Consider the following 19,462-nt stretch of genomic DNA (forward strand, 5'->3'; position numbering starts at 1 on the left):
CTACTACACCTCAACTTTCCGCTCAAGGAGCCAAACCGATACAAGAAACACAATGATAGTAATCAAAATGTATTGGCCAATGGTCGCAAAATTAATATGAGCCATTTCAGCGGAGAATGAACCTTGACCAACCGTTGCATCGAAAATGGAAACGCTGAATGTTCCTTTTTCGTTGATGACCCTCATCATGCTTGTATTTTGAATCATACTTCCTATTGTGGAAAGCACAATCCAAACGAATAGAATCACGAGCCATCGGATTTGATTTACAATCGGAATCCTCTTAAGAGAGTGATATAAGGACCAATAAAATAGAACCCATACACTAAGATAAATGGACGTTAACGTGATTCCTGCTCCCATGATGAGCAGATTTTCCCGTACCATCTCTGAGAACCCTTGATAGTCATTCGAAACGGATAGACCTGAAAGGGAAAGCCTGGCTAGGAGCATCGTTACAAGGATCGAGATCAGATAAAACGTCATTCCTGCCGTTATTTTAGAAAGGAAAAGCTTTGCACCACGATTAGGATTATGAAGCCATAGCTGGCTTTGGCCCTCAATTTGCAGAGAAGAGAATAGCATTCCTGGCAAATAGAATACATGAGCAACTACCGCGATAAAGAATAAAATCGCAGGAATCAGTGGCTCATCAAAATACTCCTTCAATCCCAGGGATAAAATCGTTAACACATTTAATAGAACCAGTCCTATAAAAAAAGTAGCCGCCGATATTTTTAGATCTTTTAGATAAAGTCCCTTAAAAGATGACATGTTTTCTCCTCCCATCTAATATCGGTGTTTTAGTGTTCTAGTCAAATAGTACACTAGGACATGAAAAAAAACAACATAATTTTGTAAATTTGGTAAAATTCTTTTTTCAGAGCCTGAACATAGATTCCATTCCCTTCGGTGACGATAAGGAAAAGAACTTTGAGGAGGGTTTATGTGTCAAGGAAGAATCAATGGACGGAGGAAGAAAATAGAATTCTTGCAAATATCGTGACGGAGCATATCCGAATGGGAGCCACCAAAACAGCGGCCTTTAAGAAAGCGGCTAGCATATTAGGTCGAACAGCAGGAGCTTGCAGCTACCGTTGGAATACAGTCTTGTGTAAAAAAGAGCCAAGAGAAGCCGAAGAAGAGAGCCCTCTATTACTGCTCCCTCCTCCAAAGGTTGATCTGGACTTGAATGTAGACGACATTATTAAATATTTGCAAAGTCTAAAGGAAAGTTCACTAGAGGAATTAAGAGAGGAGAATCAACTCCTGATCAAGGAACAAGAGGAGCTGAAAAACAGACAGGCCAAGCTCGAAAAATTATTTGCTGAGAAAAAGGAAAAATTCAGGCAGCTCTTTGAAAGGTATGAGGGCATTACCGAATCCTTCGAGAAAGAGAAAATTCTGCATTAAAGCTGTTTTCCACGGATTGTGGTTCTAGAATGTCCTTAATACCGGCCATTCCGTTTCATACTAAGCGTGCGATACGCATAGATTGAGCAGCACTTTTCTCCATTGTTTCTACAGATTGACTACATCAAGCATCGTTTGATCTAATTATTGATTGTTCGATAGCAACAATGTTTGAAAAAAGAGCCTTCATTAAAAAAGTAGGCCGAGCTTAAGGCCTACTTTTCATCTGCAACACGCTGAATTTTTATATCCTTTAGAAGCTCTCGCACGACATAGCTTGCCATGATAAGACCAGCAACAGATGGAACGAACGCATTGGAGGCAGGGGGCATTTGCGCCTTTCGAATAGGGGCATCTTCCTTTCCCACAACCTTCTTGACATCCTCACGAATAACAATTGGACTTTCATCCGAGAAGACAACGGGAATTCCTTTGCGGATTCCTTCTTTTCTTAATCTTGTACGAATCACCTTCGCAATCGGATCGGTATGGGTTTTAGAAATATCAGCGATTTGAAATCTCGTTGGGTCCATTTTGTTGGCTGCCCCCATACTTGAAATCATGGGGATATTTCGTTTTAAGCATTCCTTCATCAGATGAATTTTATAAACAATCGTATCGGAAGCATCGACCACAAAATCTAATCCATATTGAAAAATTTCTTCATAGGTTTCTTCTGTGTAAAACATCTTCAGGGCGAACACTTCACAGTCAGGATTAATATCCTTGATTCTCTCTTTCATCAAATCCACCTTAGGCTGTCCAATTGTAGAAAGCAAGGCAATGATTTGTCTATTCACATTGGTTATATCGACATCATCTTTATCAATCAGCACTAATCGTCCAACCCCAGAGCGCGCTAATGCCTCAGCTGCAAAGGAACCAACACCACCAACCCCAAGCACTGCGACCGTGCTATTTTTCATGATGTCTAGCCCTTCTTTTCCAATCGCTAGCTCATTTCTCGAAAACTGGTGCAACATGTATCAACAACTCCACATTATATAGGATAAAAAAAGTTTCATTTTATTTTTTCCGTTAAAAACTATACCATACTTAAAGGCAAAAACAAGTAAATTTATCGGTTTTCTTCAAATTTAGGCATAAAAAAATCATGCTTTATCGCATGATTATTTTTGTAAAATAGGAAAGAGTCCCAATTGTGCCGTCGTATTCTTTCCTTCGTTTTGAACCTACACTTAGTAGGTGGGTGTTCTGTTCCAGGCCTTTGTAAGTCCTATGTACTAGGCATTTACTCCACTTGGAAACGCAAACTCCCGAAGGTCATATGTTAGGTCAAAACATGGTTTACCACTAACACATCAGGACTCTTTTTGTTATTTATATAATAGCATATCGACTAGGCACCTTCAAGAGGGGCTAGTGAGTACATATTACCATTTTGTGAAAAGGGCTCTGTTCTCAAGCAATTTGCTTTTGAACAATCATATTAAAAGACAATGGTATAGAGAATAGACAATATAACATTTAATTCTTTTTTAGAATAGACAAATGTAATTCCTGCAGCTGTTCTTCACTTACCTCTCCAGGCGCTTCCGTTAACAAGCAGCTCGCACTTGCTGTTTTCGGGAACGCAATGGTATCGCGTAAATTCGTACGTCCAGCAAGAAGCATCACAAGCCGGTCTAGCCCTAAAGCAATACCACCATGCGGAGGAGTGCCATATTCAAATGCTTCGAGAAGGAAGCCGAATTGCTCTCTTGCCTCCTCTTGGCTGAAGCCAAGAACGGCAAACATTTTTTCTTGGATGTCTTTTTCAAAAATACGCAGTGAACCTCCACCAAGCTCATAGCCATTTAATACTAGGTCATAGGCTTGTGCACGGACTGCTCCTGGATCGGAATCCAAAAGACCTAAGTCTTCTCTAACAGGCATTGTGAATGGATGATGCGCGGCGAAATAGCGGCCAGCTTCCTCATCGTATTCAAGCAGTGGCCAATCTGTCACCCAAAGGAAATTGAACTTGCTCTGGTCAATCAACCCTAGTTCCTTTCCGAGCTTTAGACGAAGCGCTCCTAGAGCATCAGCAACGACATTCTTTTTATCAGCGACAAAAAGAATCAGGTCTCCTGCTTCGACCTCTAAGGCAGCATTGATGCCATTTGCTTCCTCGTCAGAAATGAACTTTGAAATCGGCCCCTTCAAGCCATCCTCTTCTGCCTTCAGCCATGCAAGTCCCTTTGCTCCATAGACAGCCACAAACTCCGTCAACGCATCAATGTCTTTTCGGGAATATTTGCTAGCAGCACCCTTGACATTAATCGCCTTCACCTGACCACCTGAAGAAACAGCACCCGCAAATACCTTGAAGCTTGAATCCTTGACGATTTCCGATAAATCAACGAGCTCCAAGCCAAAACGTGTGTCTGGTTTGTCCGACCCGTATCGTGCCATCGCTTCATCATAGGGCATTCTTGCAAAAGGAATCGTCACATCCATCCCTTTTACTTCCTTCATCATCTTTTGCATCATCGCTTCCATCATCGATATAATATCATCCTGACTCATGAAGCTGGTTTCGATGTCGATTTGGGTAAATTCCGGCTGTCGGTCGGCGCGGAGATCCTCATCACGGAAACAGCGAGCAATTTGATAGTAACGTTCGATTCCACCGACCATCAAGAGCTGCTTGAAGAGCTGTGGTGATTGGGGAAGAGCATAGAATTCTCCAGGGTGAACACGGCTTGGTACTAGGTAGTCTCGCGCACCTTCAGGCGTACTTTTAGTCAAGATAGGAGTCTCAATATCTAGGAAGCCCTCTCCATCTAAGAAGTCTCGAACAACCTTAGTGACTTGATGACGCATCTTAAAGGTTTCGAACATAACCGGACGTCTTAGGTCCAAATAACGATACTTTAAACGAAGATCCTCGGAAACATCGGTTTTATTTTCAATGATAAACGGTGGTGTTTTCGCTTCATTGATGATCGTTACTTCTTTTGCCTTGATCTCGATTTTTCCAGTCTTAAGATTTTCATTGACGGTGCCTTCTTGACGAGCAATGACGGTGCCACGTATATCAAGAACATATTCATTTCTAATTTTCTCAGCTATGGCAAGTGCTTCCTTCGATTCCTCTGGACTAAATACAACCTGAACGAGACCTGTACGGTCACGTAAATCAATGAAAATCAAACCGCCTAAATCACGGCGCTTTTGCACCCATCCTTTTAAAATAACTTCTTCACCAATTGCCTGTTCAGGCACCTCACCACAAAAATACGTTCTGCCGTACACGAAAAAAACCTCCTCTATTTTCCAAACGCTTCCTTAAATTTATCGATAAACTGATCCAGTGGATATTCCACTTGATCCCCTGTTGCTAAAGTTTTGACGTTGATTTTGTTCTCCTTCAGCTCATCCTCACCTAAAATCGCTACAGCTCTTGCGTTCATTCGATCGGCTGCCTTGAACTGGGCTTTTATTTTACGATCGAGATAATCTCTTTCGGCTGAAAATCCTTCCATTCGGAGCTGATGCAAAAGACCAACAGAATAATCCTTGGCATCTTCCCCTAGGGCCACCAAATACACATCCAAGCCTTCATGAAGGGGAAGATCAATATTTTCTGCATGAAGGGCTGCAATGAAGCGTTCAATACTTAGCGCAAAACCAATACCTGGTGTTTCTGGTCCACCAATCTCCTCGACAAGCCCATTGTATCGACCGCCGCCGCAAAGCGTTGTAATGGCACCAAAGCCCTCTGCGTCACTCATGATTTCAAAAGCAGTATGATTATAATAATCAAGCCCACGAACGAGGTTAGAATCCACTTCAAATGGGATTTGCAGGTCAGTCAAATATTTTTGAACTTTTTCGAAATAAGCCCTTGATTCATCATTGAGATAGTCAAGAATCGATGGAGCTGATTTCATTAATTCATGATCCCGATCCTTTTTGCAATCAAGAATTCTCATTGGATTTTTCTCAAGTCGTCCTTGACAATCCCCACAAAATTCATCGATTCGAGGCCGGAAATGCTCTATCAATGCCTGTCTGTGTGCACTGCGGCTTTCTTTATCACCAAGACTATTAATGATAAGCTTCAGCTTTTTTAACCCCAATGATTGATATAAGCTATAGGCTAAGACGATCACTTCAGCATCGACAGCAGGATCTGCACTACCTAATGCTTCTACACCAAATTGAACGAATTGACGGAAGCGCCCCGCTTGAGGCCGTTCATAGCGAAACATTGGCCCCATATAGTAAAGCTTCACCGGCTGATTAGCTTGTCCAAACATTTTTTGCTCGACAAAGGAACGCACAACGGCAGCCGTACCTTCAGGACGAAGGGTTAAGCTTCTTTTTCCACGGTCAAGGAAGGTATACATCTCCTTCTGAACGATATCCGTCGTGTCCCCTACACTTCTGGTAAATAATTCTGTATGTTCAAAGATCGGAGTACGAATTTCTTTGTACTGAAATCTTTCACATAGCTCACGTGCTTTTTTCTCGATAAGCTGCCACTTTTCTACTTCTCCCGGCAAAATATCCTGTGTCCCTCTCGGTATACTAATGGTCATGAAAATCCTCCTTGTAAAACAATATGTATCATTCTTGAAAGGTTATTGTTGGACTTATATCTCGCCTTAATGTCGCACATTCTCTACGTTACTCGTGTCCTGAGTAAAACCCGTTCATGCGCAACATTAAGGCTAAAATCACATTCAGCATAAAATAAAAAAACCCCCATCCTTTGTATGAATCATACAAGGGACGAGAGTTTGAATCCCGTGGTGCCACCCTAATTGAAGAGACAATGAATGCTCCCTTCCGCTTTTACAGTTAACGCCTGTTCACGTCCATCTCCTACTAAAGACAACTCTCTTTCAGAGCGAATCCTACGGAGTGTTCGTTCATTAAGCCACAATGTAGAAATGCTTTCAGCCAGCGACATTTCCTCTCTTTTCATCTGGTTCTTAACTACTCTTCTCCATCATCGGTTTAGTTAATTTTTTTCTAGACTTGCTTGCGACCCATCTAGAAATCATTCATTCATTATTTATATAATAATACGGAGCAACAACTATATTGTCAAGCCTATTTAAGACCGTTCTAGTTGTTTTTTGAGTTTTCTCACATCCCGAACTGAAAGACCAAATTCTGATGCAAGCTCAACCATATTGGAGCTTTGTTCCTTTTGGAAAAAATCATGAAAATCAACGCCAAATAATTGGTTTTCACCCTGCTGAATAGACATTCCTTTATCGCTATATCTCATTTCTCGATCCACCCTTTTCTAGTTTGTCAGCTATAGTGTTTCCAGGATGGTCGAGAAAATTTCCAATACAGAAAAATAATCTCTACTTGCTCTCCAGAATAAGCGTCACAGGACCGTCATTGGTTAATTGGACATCCATCATCGCACCAAACTTACCAGTTTCAACATGGACTCCTTTTGCCTGTAAAAGATGATTAAAGGCCTCATAGATTCCCTCGGCATGATCAGGTTTTGCCGCTTCCATGAAATTGGGTCTTCTTCCTTTCCGACAGTCACCGTACAATGTAAATTGTGAAATAGATAGAATTTCTCCCCCTACATCAAGCAAGGATAAATTCATTTTCTCATTTTCGTCCTCGAATACACGGAGATGGACGATCTTATCAGCAAGGTATTCTGCATCCTCATGCTTATCCTCATGTGTGACACCGACTAGCAAAACAAAGCCATGGCTAATTTTCCCGACCACTTCACCTGCTACAGTCACCTGGGCATTCTTGCTTCTTTGGACAACAATTTTCATATTAAATCACCTTCTCATTATGATGAGAATGTCGATTGGCACACCTTCTCTTCGCTGTTGCTTTATAACCCAAAAGCAAAGGCTCGTAATCGACCATTCCATATACAGAAAAAGCTGTCGTTTTGACAGCTTTCTAGTTCATAATTCTACGTACCGAGTAGATATCTGAAATTTGCTTTATTCGGTCCACAATCTTCTGCAGATGGGACACATTAACAATCATAATCGACATGTTAATCGTGGCGACTTTATTACGGTCTGATTTTCCTGACACTGCGGAAATATTCGTTTTCGTTTCGTTAACGGCCTGAAGGACCTCATTTAATAAGCCTCTGCGATCATAGCCCGTTATTTCAATGTCGACATTATATTCCTTATGGTCATTAAGCCCTGTTTCCCACTCTACAGGAATCAGTCTTGCTTTCGCATCGGCCGTATCAATATTGGAGCAATCTGCTCGGTGAACCGATACCCCGCGCCCTTTTGTGATGAACCCAACAATCTCATCGCCAGGAACAGGACTGCAGCATCTAGATAGGCGAATTAAAAGATTATCAATCCCTGAAACTCGAACGCCTGACTCCCGCTTCTTTTTTGTGCTAGGGAATGATTTTAACTCATTCACTGCATTCGCGATGGTTGACACCTGCTCGAGATCTCGCTGTTTTCGCCATTTCTCTGTTAGTCGGTTCGCTACCTGCAAGGCAGTTACCCCATTATAACCAACAGCTGCATACATATCTTCTTCACTATAAAAATTAAACTTCTCGGCAACCCTTTTAATATTCTCAGGGGTAAGGATTTCTTTTAAATCAAAATCCATCTGACGAATTTCTTTTTCGACTAGCTCGCGACCCTTTTCAACATTCTCTTCCTTGCGTTGCTTCTTGAAGAACTGTCGAATTTTATTCTTTGCTTGGGAAGTTTGTGCAAGCTTCAGCCAGTCTTGGCTTGGACCATAGGAGTGCTTAGATGTAAGGATTTCGACAATATCCCCTGTTTTAAGCTTATAATCAAGGGTAACCATCTTTCCGTTAACCTTAGCACCAATCGTCTTATTGCCAATTTCCGAATGAATTCGATAGGCAAAATCAATTGGCACCGATCCAGCAGGAAGCTCAAGCACGTTCCCTTTTGGTGTAAAAATAAAGACCATATCAGAGAACAGATCGATTTTGAGCGATTCCATGAATTCTTCAGCATTTGTCGTATCGTCCTGAAATTCAAGAATTTCTCTGAACCAGGATAGCTTATCCTCTAATGAGGTGCTTTCCGCTGCGGTTTTCCCCTCTTTATAGGCCCAGTGGGCCGCAATCCCGAATTCTGCAATCCGGTGCATTTCAAATGTCCGAATTTGGACCTCAAGCGGCTCGCCCTTTGGACCGATCACAGTCGTATGAAGGGACTGGTACATATTCGGCTTTGGCATGGCAATATAATCCTTGAATCTTCCTGGCATAGGCTTCCAGCATGTATGAATAATGCCAAGTACAGCATAGCAATCCTTAATGCTGTTCACCACAATGCGCACAGCCAGAAGATCATAAATTTCATTAAACTGCTTATTTTGCTGCACCATTTTTCGATAGATGCTATAAATATGCTTGGGGCGTCCCGAAATATCAGCTCTTATCGATACCTCTTGCATGGAGGAACGCATTTCTTCAATGACTTCGTCTAAATATTGCTCACGTTCAGCACGTTTTTTCTTCATGAGGTTCACAATGCGATAGTATTGCTGAGGATTCAAATAACGTAGTGCCGTATCCTCCAGCTCCCATTTAATGGTGGAAATACCAAGTCGATGGGCTAATGGGGCAAAAATTTCCAATGTTTCATTAGAAATTCTCCGTTGTTTTTCGGGTGGAAGATGCTTCAGCGTCCGCATATTATGGAGACGATCCGCCAATTTGATGAGAATGACACGGATATCCTGTGCCATAGCGACAAACATTTTTCGATGATTTTCTGCTTGTTGCTCCTCATGAGATTTATATTTAATTTTTCCTAGCTTTGTAACCCCGTCAACAAGCATTGCTACTTCATCATTGAAAGCCACGCGTAGATCATCCAGTGTTACCGCTGTATCTTCTACAACATCATGAAGAAAACCTGCAGCCACCGTATCCGGATCCATTTGGAGGTCTGCTAAGATCCCTGCAACCTGGATTGGATGAATGATATACGGCTCCCCCGATTTTCGATATTGCTCACGATGAGCATGTCGAGCGTATTCATACGCCTTTTGAACAGTCTTGACATGTTCATCATTCAAATATTTTCTTGTCTTTTCGATGACCTGTTCAGCTGTCAAAACTTGTTCATTTGCCATGTTATCACCTAGTATAAAAAAATGAATTAATATCTATTATCGAAAAAAAAACACAATATGTAAAGGGATAGAGCTTTGTTTTTCAAGAAAAATAAAATATTGTCGATTTTTGCAGGTGATAAATGGAAGAACGCCCACAATAAAGCAAAAAGAGCGCCTTTAGCGCTCTTTCTACTAGAACTCCATTAATGTTAATACGTCATATCCATCTAGCTTGCTTCTACCCTCTAAGTACGTTAGTTCTACTAAGAAGGCAATTCCTGCAACTACCCCGCCTAGCTGTTCGACAAGCTTAATCGTTGCTTCAATCGTGCCGCCAGTAGCTAGCAGGTCATCTGTAATGAGAACTCGTTGCCCAGGCTTGATGGCATCCTTATGAATGGTTAGAACATCCTTGCCATATTCAAGGCCATACTCTACCTTGATCGTTTCTCTTGGTAGTTTTCCTTCCTTACGCACAGGCGCAAAACCAACCCCTAATGCATAAGAAACAGGACAGCCGATAATAAAGCCGCGCGCTTCAGGACCAACAATGATATCAACATTTTGCTTCTTAGCATATTCAACGATCTTGTCCGTCGCATAACGATATGCTTCTCCATCATTCATCAATGGAGTAATATCCTTAAAAGTAATCCCAGGCTTTGGCCAGCCATCTACAATCGCAATATGTTGTTTTAAATCCATTCTTTAATTGCCTCCTCTGCGTGAACCGATCCATCGATCATTTGGTCAAACCACCCTTTTAGCTGGTGTGCCGATGAATATAATAGCTCTCCTTCAAGAGCAGACTGTGCCTGCTTTTGTTGGTATGTGATCGATTCCGATAAATCCTTCTTATTTTTTACCTGATTTAAGGTAATAAACCCATCCTTCAATGTGATAAAATCCAATTCTAAAAAAACCTGTGACATAAAATCAATCGTTTCCATTGTCCAGCCTCGATATTTGGCGAGCTCATCTCCAAATCTCTTCAGGTCAAATGGCGCTTTTTTCATAAGAAAAGCATAATACCATTTAAAATGTTCCCGTGTTGGCATGGTAGAGAAAAATTCGCTTTCCTCACTATGAAAATGCACGTAGATCCTTGCTGGTTTTTTACCCTGCAGCAATGAAATAAGAAGCTCTCTTGTGGGCGGCAAATCGACAAGGATAAGATTTGCCTCCGTAACATTTTGCTCACTCGCCTTTTCAACTGTATCGATGAGGAGCGCGTTGGTATTTAGCATTTCAAGCTTTTGGAGATTTTTTTCGTTAAAAACAACCCATTTCCCCTCTAATGCCATTTCAACCAGCTTATCCAGCCGCTTTAATCCACGATAATCAAAAAGCTGCCATTCTGTTACACTTAAATCCTGCAAAAAAATTTGCGGCTTCCTCATATTATTCCATTCATTGATCGCTATTTCCCCAATTACGGAGAGCTTTGAATGAGGAGATACTTCATCATAAAGATGTCCCAGGCCAAAACCAACCCCATCAAGAGAAACACCGTTCTCTTCTAGGACAAGCTTTAAATGATTTTGGTCAGCACCTATTTTTTTCATTTGGGCAATGTTAGAATCTTTTAACTTAATTCTTGGCTTCGGGTTATTAACTCCAAACGGCGATAACAATTGCATTTCCTCAATTGCAGCAAGGTCTACCTCACTTAATTCCATTTCACCATCGAGCTGGGTGACAGGAATGAAATCCTCTTCGCTCAGCTGCTCGTTAGCCAATTGATTCAAGCGATCACGAAGCAGGTCCACATCCTTTAGACTCAGAGTCATTCCCGCAGCCATCGGATGTCCTCCAAAGTGAGGCAAAATATCTCGACAGGTGGAAAGATTTTGAAATAAATCAAATCCAACGATGCTTCTTGCAGAGCCTTTTGCCAAACCCTTTTCCTCATCTATGCTTAGAACAATGGCTGGTCTGTAAAAGCGATCAACCAGCTTTGAGGCGACAATCCCAATCACACCGGCATTCCAGCCTGGCTTGCCGACGACAATAACCGCATTCTCTTCGATGGGATATTTTTCTTCAACCTCTTTAATCGCTTCCGCTGCGATCTCATTAACGATCGCTTGTCTTTGTTTATTTAATTCTTCAATTTCCTCTGCAATCGTCTGTGCTTCATAGGAATCACGAGTTAGTAATAAATCTACTGCAATATCCGCACTATCCAACCTTCCCGCTGCATTCAGCCTAGGTCCAATCAGAAAACCGATCGATTCCTCATTTATTGCCGAAGGATCCGTTTTTGTTTGTTGCAATAATGCTTGCAGCCCCAAATTGCTAGTTCTCTTTAAATAATCAATTCCTCGTTTGGCAATGAGACGATTCTCACCAATTAACGGTACAAGATCGGCGATAGTTCCAATTGCCGCAAGCTCTAACAAATGCTCAGGCATCTTCCCAAGCAATGCATGAGCAAGCTTAAAAGCCACCCCAACACCTGCTAAATCCCGAAATGGATAGGGACTATTCTCAAGCTTAGGATGGATAATCGCAAGTGCATCTGGCAGCACTGGTCCTGGCTCATGGTGATCCGTAATAATAAGATCCACCCCAAGCTCCTTAGCTACATTCGCCTCATGAATGGCTGATATTCCAGTGTCAACGGTGATAATCAGTTTGACACCATTCTCGGCGGCATGTCTAAATGCCTGCTCATTTGGCCCATACCCTTCCGTAAATCGATTTGGTATGTAGTACTGAACGTTTGCTCCTAATTCTTGAAGTGTCATCATCATCACAGATGTGCTTGTTACCCCATCTGCATCATAATCTCCAAATATTAAAATAGGTTCAGACTTTTTGATTGCCTCATTGATTCGCGATACTGTTATATCCATTCCAATTAAAGAGAAGGGATCATGAAACGTTTGCTCCTTACCATACAGAAAAGCACTTGCCTCTTCAGGCGAGTCGATTCCTCGATTTACGAGCAAGGCTGCTACAAGAGAAGTGATATTAAGTTCCTTCATTAGTTTTTCTTTTTTAACGTTATCAGCTTGCTGAAGTATCCATCTTGTTCTAGACTTTAACATACACTCACCTCTCAACCTTTCTATTATACTAGAGGGTGAATAGGGGTTCAAACAAAAAAAGCAACCTGAAGATTTTTATATTCTATATGTTCACAAAAAGTTACGTGTCATGAATCAGTCTTCCTGAGGATTAAATGGATTAATGTGGACAAAAACATTTTCAACATTCTTTTGTTCCATCAGTTTTTTCTTAACCATTTTCCCTACCCGATGCCCCTCTTCAACTGTTAAATGGGGGTTCACAGAAATTTTTATATCAACGATCACATAATGCCCATGCTGTCTGGCGTGAAGCTGATCAATTTTTTTGACCTCTTGAACCCCGTGAACAATTGCTCTTAAATTTACTGTGTCCTCATCAGAAAGTACTTGGTCGAGCGTATTGCGAATGGATTCCTTCCCTAACGACCAAGCCATTTTCAAAATCATCATCGATACAATAACACCTGCAACCGGATCAGCATAAACGAGCCAATGAACCCCTAGATGGCTTCCCAAAATAGAAGCAGCAATTCCTATCAGCGCTGCAAAGGAAGAATAGACATCAGAGCGGTGATCATAGGCAGTGACGATCAGAGCATCGCTATTTAGTTTTTTTCCTAGACGGTATGTATAACGAAATAACCCTTCCTTCACTAAAATGGAGAGTAGCACCGCATAGATCGCCACCATCTTTGGGGCCTTTATCGGTGCAAAAAAAGAAATAAAGGAGGTTCTCCCAATTTCAAAGCCCACCAATACAAGCAGCACGGCGACAATGATCGCCGCTACCGACTCAGCCTTTCCATGTCCATAGGGATGCTCCTCATCAGGTGGTTGTTTGGCAGCTCTTAGTCCGATCAAAACGACCAAGGAGCCTGCTACATCCGAGGCCGAGTTTACCGCATCGGCGATCAGGGCTCGACTATTCGCATAGATTCCTATTATCCATTTCATTAAGGCTAAAAGGATATTCCCGACAATTCCTACCTTAGCAGCAAACTCCGCTTTCCGAAAACGATCATCCTTCTCCACCCTCAATGTACTCCCTTCTAAAAACGGCATACCCCATTTAGTTTAACCCAAAGGGAGCAATATGATCCCCAAAAAGAAAAACCGCAGGAAAATCCTACGGTTAAACTTGTGGCTCATCAGTAATTTTGCGCTTTTCTTTATAAGTGATAAGAACTCCTTTTTTCTTAAGTTCCATCTTCTTCCAATCATACCATATTTGTGCAGCCAAGCAGATAGATGAGTAAACACCTATGATTAAACCGACAAATAAGCCAAGAGTAAAGTTGGTGATTGCTTCACTACCAAACAATAATAATGCAAAGACAGCAATGATTGTAGTTAGAGCCGTATTTATTGACCTCGTAAAGGTTTGACGCAAGCTTGAGTTAACAATCTCTGCAAGCTCCTCAGCCGTTTTAATGCGCTTCTTCTTCCGTAAATTTTCACGAATACGGTCAAAGGTAACGATCGTGTCGTTAATTGAATAACCAATGATTGTTAGAACTACGGCAATAAAGGTTAAGTCAAGTTCGAGACGCGTTAGACTGAAAAAGGTGAGTATGAAAAAGGCATCGTGCACTAACGCAATAACCGACGGAATGGCCATTTTCATCTCAAAACGGAAAGTGACATAAATGATGATCCCAATGGACGCAATGATAATCGATTTTATCGCATTCTTGGCAAGTTCTTTCCCGATTGTCGGCGAAACCGTGCTGACATTTGGCTCTGCGCCAAACTTATCCTTGAAATCCGCCTTCAAGCTCGCGATTTCTTTCCGTGAAAGCTCATCTTTGAAACGGGCAACTCCGATATTATTGTTATCTCCAGAAATGACAATATCATCTGTACTAATGCCATTTGCTTTTAATTCTTTTTTATACTCAGCTGTTGTGATACTCTTGTTCGCCTGCAATTCTACTCTTGTACCACTTGTAAAATCGATTCCAAGGTTGACACCAAATAGGAGCAAGCACAGGATTCCAGCAACAGTTATTGCAATGCTAAAAGTGAAGAATTTCTTACGGTGCTTAACAAAATCCCATTTATCAAATCGAGTAGGCAATTCAATTGTATCAATGCCTTCTTTGATGTCATGGATTTCACTTTGCTTAACCCCAAACCAGCCTAGCTTTTTGTTAAAGAGATTGCTGTTCACCCATAAGCCAAGCAACCATCTACTTCCATAAACGGCCGTAATGAAGCTGACAAGGATACTGATGATTAACGTAGTAGCAAATCCTTTTACTGAGCTTGTCCCATAAACAAAAAGTACGGCTGCAGCTAGAATCGTCGTTAAGTTCGCATCCAAAATAGACATAAACGAATTGCTATTCCCAGCTTTAAAAGCTGCCTTCAGACTTCGACCAACCTTCAATTCCTCTCTTATTCGTTCGTACGTGATGACGTTCGCATCAACGGCCATCCCGACCCCAAGAATGAGAGCCGCTATCCCTGGAAGAGTTAAGACAGCATTCATCCAATCGAAAATTAACAGGGTTAGGAAAATATAAATCGTTAAGGTCACAACGGCAATGAAGCCTGGAAAGCGGTAAAATACAAGCATAAAAACAAAGATTGCGAGGATACCAATAATCCCTGCTAAAACCGTCTTTTGCAATGCCTGCTCACCAAACTGAGCTCCTACTGAGGTAGAATAAATTTCTTTCAGCTCAACGGGTAGTGCTCCAGCATCTAGAAGGTTGGCGAGTGTAGTTGCTTCCTCGAGAGTAAAGTTCCCTTCAATCGATACCGTATCTGTATTAAAAACTTGGCTTACCCGTGGAGCAGATAGATAGGCAGGATCTTCCTTAGCAGCCTCAGCTTTGAAAGAATCCTTCCCTTCTTCAAAATCGAGCCAAATCACGAGAAGATTATTAGGCTCTCCCATGCCTACAATTTTCTGGGTAACATTCTTAAACTTATCAGCATCCTTCAATGTGATAGAAACACTTGGGTTTCCATTTTGGTCAAAGCTCTGTTTTGCTCCGCCTTCTTTCAAATCGGACCCATCCATCATTAAATTATCATTCACATCACGAAAGGATAGCTTTGCTTCGGTTGAAAGCATTTCACGTGCTTTATTTTGATCATGTACACCTGCAAGCTGGACACGAATTCTGTCCTTGCCTTCAATTTGAATAACTGGCTCACTTACCCCTAGGGCATTTACCCGTCGATTCAAAGCTTCTGCAGTACTGGCTAATGTTTCCTCGTTAACCTTTTGCCCTTTTTCCGGTATGACCTGGTAAAGGACTTCAAAGCCCCCTTGCAGATCAAGACCAAGCTTGATATTTCCTAGTATATTTTTGGTCGTTGCTCCCATCGAACTCCCTATTAAGATAACAATGAGGAAAAACGCAACGATACGACTCCGTTTTACCATTATGTAAATATCCTCCTTACGGTAAAGCCAACGCGACTTCAAACATTGCTAGACTACCGTTCCCTATAATAAGTCAATAGTGTAATTATGAAACAGTTTAGAACGGCTGTCAATTTTGATTTCAATAGAATAAAAGTGAAATATTGGTGGTTTGTCCATTATTTTAGCAATTCCCGTAGCTCCTCTTCATTATCAAAGGAAAACTCCGAAAGCTTGAGAGCCTCAACTGATGCATAGTTCATATACTCTCCAGGCTTTACAGACATAATATCGTCGATAATTTCGTACAATTTTTTGTCTTCCTTTAATCTTCTCCATTTCTTCTGAACCAGAAACTCCCATAATTGTTCCTCTCTAACGGTTCCATAACCGAGAAGGCTTAATTCTTCTACTTTACTTCTCAAGGCTGGTATCACTTGGTTGCGAAAACGTTCAAACTCATGGACGGTATTCATCCAGACTCCCCCTTGATTCGAATAGAAACTTGTCATGCTTTGTCCACATGAGCGCATATAGATAATTGTATATGAATTCATCTATTTTGAGAAGGCAGGGAGTAGGATGTCTAAGTTTTTAAGAGGGACGTTAATATTATTGGTGGCAGGGTTCGTAACAAGAATTCTGGGCTTTATTAATCGTATCGTCATTGCCCGCTTCATTGGGGAAGAAGGGGTCGGACTCTATATGATGGCTTTCCCAACTCTCATGCTCGTCATTACCGTCACTCAGCTTGGCTTGCCTGTTGCCATCTCAAAAAGTGTTGCTGAGGCAGAGGCAAAGGGTGACTTCAAGAAAATCAAGAAAATCCTTGTTGTTTCCCTAGCTACGACATTTACTTTATCTGTCATTTTTACACCGATCTTATATTTTAGTACACCCTACTTATCAGAAATTTTATTTACCGATGACCGTACAATGCAGCCTCTTCTTGCCATTACACCGATTATCCCCATCGTCGCCATTTCATCGGTGATTCGAGGCTACTTCCAAGGTAGACAGAATATGAAGCCTGCTGCCTTCTCTCAGGTTCTTGAACAGCTTGTCCGAATTACCTTAATTGCGGTATTGACGAGGATGTTCCTCCCATTTGGAATTGAATATGCAGCGGCGGGAGCGATGCTTGCAGCAGTCATCGGCGAGTTAGCATCTTTAATCTATTTGATCACGGCTTTTAAACTAAAGAAGAAGTTTCCGGTGAGAAAGAATTTTTTCAAGCAAATCAAAAGTGGAAAATCCACCTTCAAAGAGCTAATGGGAGTAGGGATTCCAACACTTGGCAGTAGATTGATCGGAAATCTCTCATGGTTTCTCGAGCCCATTGTCGTTGCCCATAGCTTAGCTATTGCCGGCGTTGGTGCGGTGCTTGCTACAAAGCAGTATGGCTCTCTTACCGGACTTGCGATGCCCTTATTGTTTTTGCCCTCTTTTATTACGAATTCCTTGTCAACCTCTTTGGTTCCGGCGATTAGCGAGGCAAACTCCAGAAATGATAAGGGATTAATTGAGTATCGATTACAGCAGGCACTCCGCTTCGTTTTTTTAACCGGGGGCCTTTCGATTGCTGTTCTCTATGTTCTGGCCGAGCCCCTTATGGAGCTTATGTACGGGACGAATTCAGGTGCTATTTTCATCAAGATTATGGCCCCTTTCTTCATATTCTATTATTTTCAGGCACCGCTCCAGGCGACACTCCAAGCCTTAGACCTAGCTAGGGCGGCGATGATCAATAGCATCATCGGCTCAGCAATCAAGCTCGGCGTCATTTTTGCCCTTGCCACACAGCCTAGCTTTGGAATCAATGGAGCTGCCCTTGGCATCATTGTTGGAATGGTGTTAGTCACCCTTTTGCACTTTTCAACCGTATTAAAAAAGATTTCCTTTACCTTCTATATTCTTGATTATGTGAAGTCTTTTATCGCAATAGGACTATCGGGAGGACTTGGTTATTGGATCTTTTCCAAAGCGTTATCAAATCTCTCCCTTCCCATCAGTATTTGCATTTCTAGCTTCATCATCAGCCTGTCTTATTTTGTTCTTCTATTGGCCTTTAAGCTGATTAGAAAGAGAGATGTGAAAAGAATTCCAAAAATCGGGCGAATCTTGACTTGGTTTGCCTTTGAATAACTAAATTAAACATTGACTTATCAACATGGAGAGGAGACAGATAGCTGTCTCCTCATTCATTCCCTTTTACATCAATAAAGAACTCACCATCCTGATAGCTGCAAAAGGAAATATTCTTCACATCCTTGTATCCAAGTTTTTTTAATTCCCGCCGAAACCAGAGAAGATTTTTCTCAATTCTTTCCAAGTTCCTTTCTTGGATTTGCCCGTCAATAATTAACGGGATGGTAATTCCGCTCCGATTTTTTTCCTTCTCAAAAACAGAAAGCTTGCCAGAGGTCTCAAGGATAGCAAACTCAACATCTGCAATATTCTTTATATTTTTTTCCCTTAGTTGGAGTAAAAGATCATCAAAATTATATCTTTGTTTTCTCATTTCCTCTTCATCAATTTTCCCATTATTAATGATGACGGTAGGTTTCCCTTCGACAATATCGCGGAATTTCTTGCTTTTCAGCGAGATAAAGGCAAAAGTTATCTGAATAGACATTAAAAAAAGCATGGGCACAATCGTATACAAAAGATTTTGCTTCGGTTTTTCAATAGCCAGAACGGCCATTTCTGCAATCATAATGTAGACAACTAAATCCAAAATGCTTAATTCTCCAATTTCTCTCTTTCCCATTGCTCTAAAAATGATGATAATGAGTGCATAAAAAATAATCGTTCTTCCTAGTATGAAAAAAATATCACTCACTTGTTTAGCTCCTTTACTGACCTTTTGCTTTATTATGGGCAAACTCGACAATTATATGAAGTTGTTATCAGGTTGGTCATGAATTAAGGCTTTTTCTCAAATTTTGTTGCTTATGAAAAAGCCACAATCCGTACGAAATAGCTAAAATAAATCATCAAAAAGGAGTCTATTTTCATTTGTAAGAGAATAAGCATGTACTAAAGAGTACTAGCATTAATGAGATATTAGAGGGGAGTGGGTCAAGATAGAAGAATCAAGAAATTATGGAACCTCCATTCTTTTCGGGATTATTGCGATTTTTGTTTTACTCATTGTAGCGAGCTTTGTTTTTTCATTAGTTTTAAGATTTACTTCCACACAAGAATCTTCTTTAGCCATCATCACGACCGTTATTTCATTTATTGCACTTTTTCTTGGGGGATTCATCTCAGGTAGTAAAGGGAAGCAGAAGGGATGGTTGAGCGGAGCATTAACAGGGATTGGCTACACACTTATTATTTTCCTATTCCAATATTTAGGACATGATAGTTTGTTTTCATTAGAGCAGATGGTGTACCATGCATGCTATATTGTAACAGCGATGATGGGCGGAATCCTAGGTGTGAATATGACCACTCCAAAGGTTAGGAAAGCTTAAAGTAAAGGCTCTTTTCTCAAACATTGTTGCTTTTGAACAACAAATCATTGGAGAATACGATGTTTGATGCAGTCTAT

General features: G+C 41.2%; 16 protein-coding genes, 1 other RNA gene and 1 other annotated feature. Of the genes, 3 read left to right on the forward strand and 14 right to left on the reverse strand.

From position 1 onward, the window contains the following. Window positions 1–3: 3 nt before the first annotated feature. Window positions 4–774 (reverse strand): hypothetical protein, encoded by a 771-nt coding sequence (locus J2S07_RS11745; RefSeq protein ID WP_307150597.1) that lies wholly within the window; start codon window positions 772–774, stop codon window positions 4–6. Window positions 775–948: 174 nt separating this feature from the next. On the opposite strand from J2S07_RS11745, the gene J2S07_RS11750 reads away from it, so the two are divergent. Beyond that, window positions 949–1,413, forward strand: coding sequence for a hypothetical protein (locus tag J2S07_RS11750; protein WP_307150598.1), 465 nt, complete (start codon window positions 949–951; stop codon window positions 1,411–1,413). 215 nt (window positions 1,414–1,628) lie between these two features. Here the strand turns inward: J2S07_RS11750 and J2S07_RS11755 are convergent, their stop codons facing one another. The 12 genes from J2S07_RS11755 to J2S07_RS11810 form a co-directional block, all read right to left on the reverse strand. Further along, window positions 1,629–2,396, reverse strand: a complete 768-nt coding sequence (locus J2S07_RS11755) for a tRNA threonylcarbamoyladenosine dehydratase (RefSeq protein WP_307150599.1) — start codon at window positions 2,394–2,396, stop codon at window positions 1,629–1,631. Between the two features lie 166 nt (window positions 2,397–2,562). After that, window positions 2,563–2,745, reverse strand: a non-coding RNA gene (ssrS, locus tag J2S07_RS11760) — 6S RNA. Between the two features lie 156 nt (window positions 2,746–2,901). After that, a complete protein-coding gene (gene aspS / locus J2S07_RS11765; protein WP_307150600.1) occupies window positions 2,902–4,671 on the reverse strand; it encodes an aspartate--tRNA ligase in 1,770 nt (589 codons plus the stop codon). Between the two features lie 14 nt (window positions 4,672–4,685). Further along, window positions 4,686–5,960: a histidine--tRNA ligase gene (gene hisS, locus J2S07_RS11770; RefSeq protein WP_307150601.1), complete on the reverse strand. Its 1,275-nt coding sequence runs from the start codon at window positions 5,958–5,960 to the stop codon at window positions 4,686–4,688. 186 nt (window positions 5,961–6,146) lie between these two features. Further along, window positions 6,147–6,386 (reverse strand) — a binding site (T-box leader). A gap of 95 nt (window positions 6,387–6,481) precedes the next feature. Further along, window positions 6,482–6,658 (reverse strand): hypothetical protein, encoded by a 177-nt coding sequence (locus J2S07_RS11775; protein WP_307150602.1) that lies wholly within the window; start codon window positions 6,656–6,658, stop codon window positions 6,482–6,484. Window positions 6,659–6,740: 82 nt separating this feature from the next. Further along, window positions 6,741–7,181, reverse strand: a complete 441-nt coding sequence (gene dtd / locus J2S07_RS11780; protein WP_307150603.1) for a D-aminoacyl-tRNA deacylase — start codon at window positions 7,179–7,181, stop codon at window positions 6,741–6,743. 133 nt (window positions 7,182–7,314) lie between these two features. Next, complete coding sequence (locus tag J2S07_RS11785) at window positions 7,315–9,513, reverse strand: RelA/SpoT family protein (protein ID WP_307150604.1); 2,199 nt, start codon at window positions 9,511–9,513, stop codon at window positions 7,315–7,317. A 174-nt stretch (window positions 9,514–9,687) separates the two neighbouring features. Beyond that, window positions 9,688–10,200, reverse strand: a complete 513-nt coding sequence (locus tag J2S07_RS11790) for an adenine phosphoribosyltransferase (protein ID WP_307150605.1) — start codon at window positions 10,198–10,200, stop codon at window positions 9,688–9,690. Then, on the reverse strand, window positions 10,191–12,548 hold the full coding sequence (gene recJ / locus J2S07_RS11795) for a single-stranded-DNA-specific exonuclease RecJ (protein ID WP_307150606.1): 2,358 nt from the start codon (window positions 12,546–12,548) through the stop codon (window positions 10,191–10,193). The genes J2S07_RS11790 and recJ overlap by 10 nt, the downstream gene beginning before the upstream one ends. A 114-nt stretch (window positions 12,549–12,662) precedes the next feature. Continuing rightward, window positions 12,663–13,562, reverse strand: a complete 900-nt coding sequence (locus J2S07_RS11800) for a cation diffusion facilitator family transporter (RefSeq protein ID WP_307150607.1) — start codon at window positions 13,560–13,562, stop codon at window positions 12,663–12,665. A gap of 100 nt (window positions 13,563–13,662) precedes the next feature. Beyond that, entirely contained in the window at window positions 13,663–15,927 is a 2,265-nt protein-coding gene (gene secDF, locus J2S07_RS11805) for a protein translocase subunit SecDF (protein WP_307150608.1), read from the reverse strand. 158 nt (window positions 15,928–16,085) lie between these two features. After that, entirely contained in the window at window positions 16,086–16,382 is a 297-nt protein-coding gene (locus J2S07_RS11810) for a post-transcriptional regulator (protein WP_307150609.1), read from the reverse strand. Between the two features lie 106 nt (window positions 16,383–16,488). On the opposite strand from J2S07_RS11810, the gene spoVB reads away from it, so the two are divergent. After that, entirely contained in the window at window positions 16,489–18,051 is a 1,563-nt protein-coding gene (gene spoVB, locus J2S07_RS11815) for a stage V sporulation protein B (RefSeq protein WP_307150610.1), read from the forward strand. 52 nt (window positions 18,052–18,103) lie between these two features. On the opposite strand, the gene J2S07_RS11820 is transcribed toward spoVB, so the two are convergent. Beyond that, complete coding sequence (locus tag J2S07_RS11820; RefSeq protein ID WP_307150611.1) at window positions 18,104–18,748, reverse strand: DUF421 domain-containing protein; 645 nt, start codon at window positions 18,746–18,748, stop codon at window positions 18,104–18,106. Window positions 18,749–19,022: 274 nt separating this feature from the next. Here J2S07_RS11820 and J2S07_RS11825 point away from each other — a divergent pair, with 274 nt between their 5' ends. Beyond that, window positions 19,023–19,385, forward strand: a complete 363-nt coding sequence (locus J2S07_RS11825) for a TIGR04086 family membrane protein (protein WP_307150689.1) — start codon at window positions 19,023–19,025, stop codon at window positions 19,383–19,385. Window positions 19,386–19,462 lie beyond the last annotated feature (77 nt).

The sequence above is a fragment of the Anoxybacillus andreesenii genome (genome assembly GCF_030813005.1).
GTDB lineage: Bacteria > Bacillota > Bacilli > Bacillales > Cytobacillaceae > Robertmurraya > Robertmurraya andreesenii.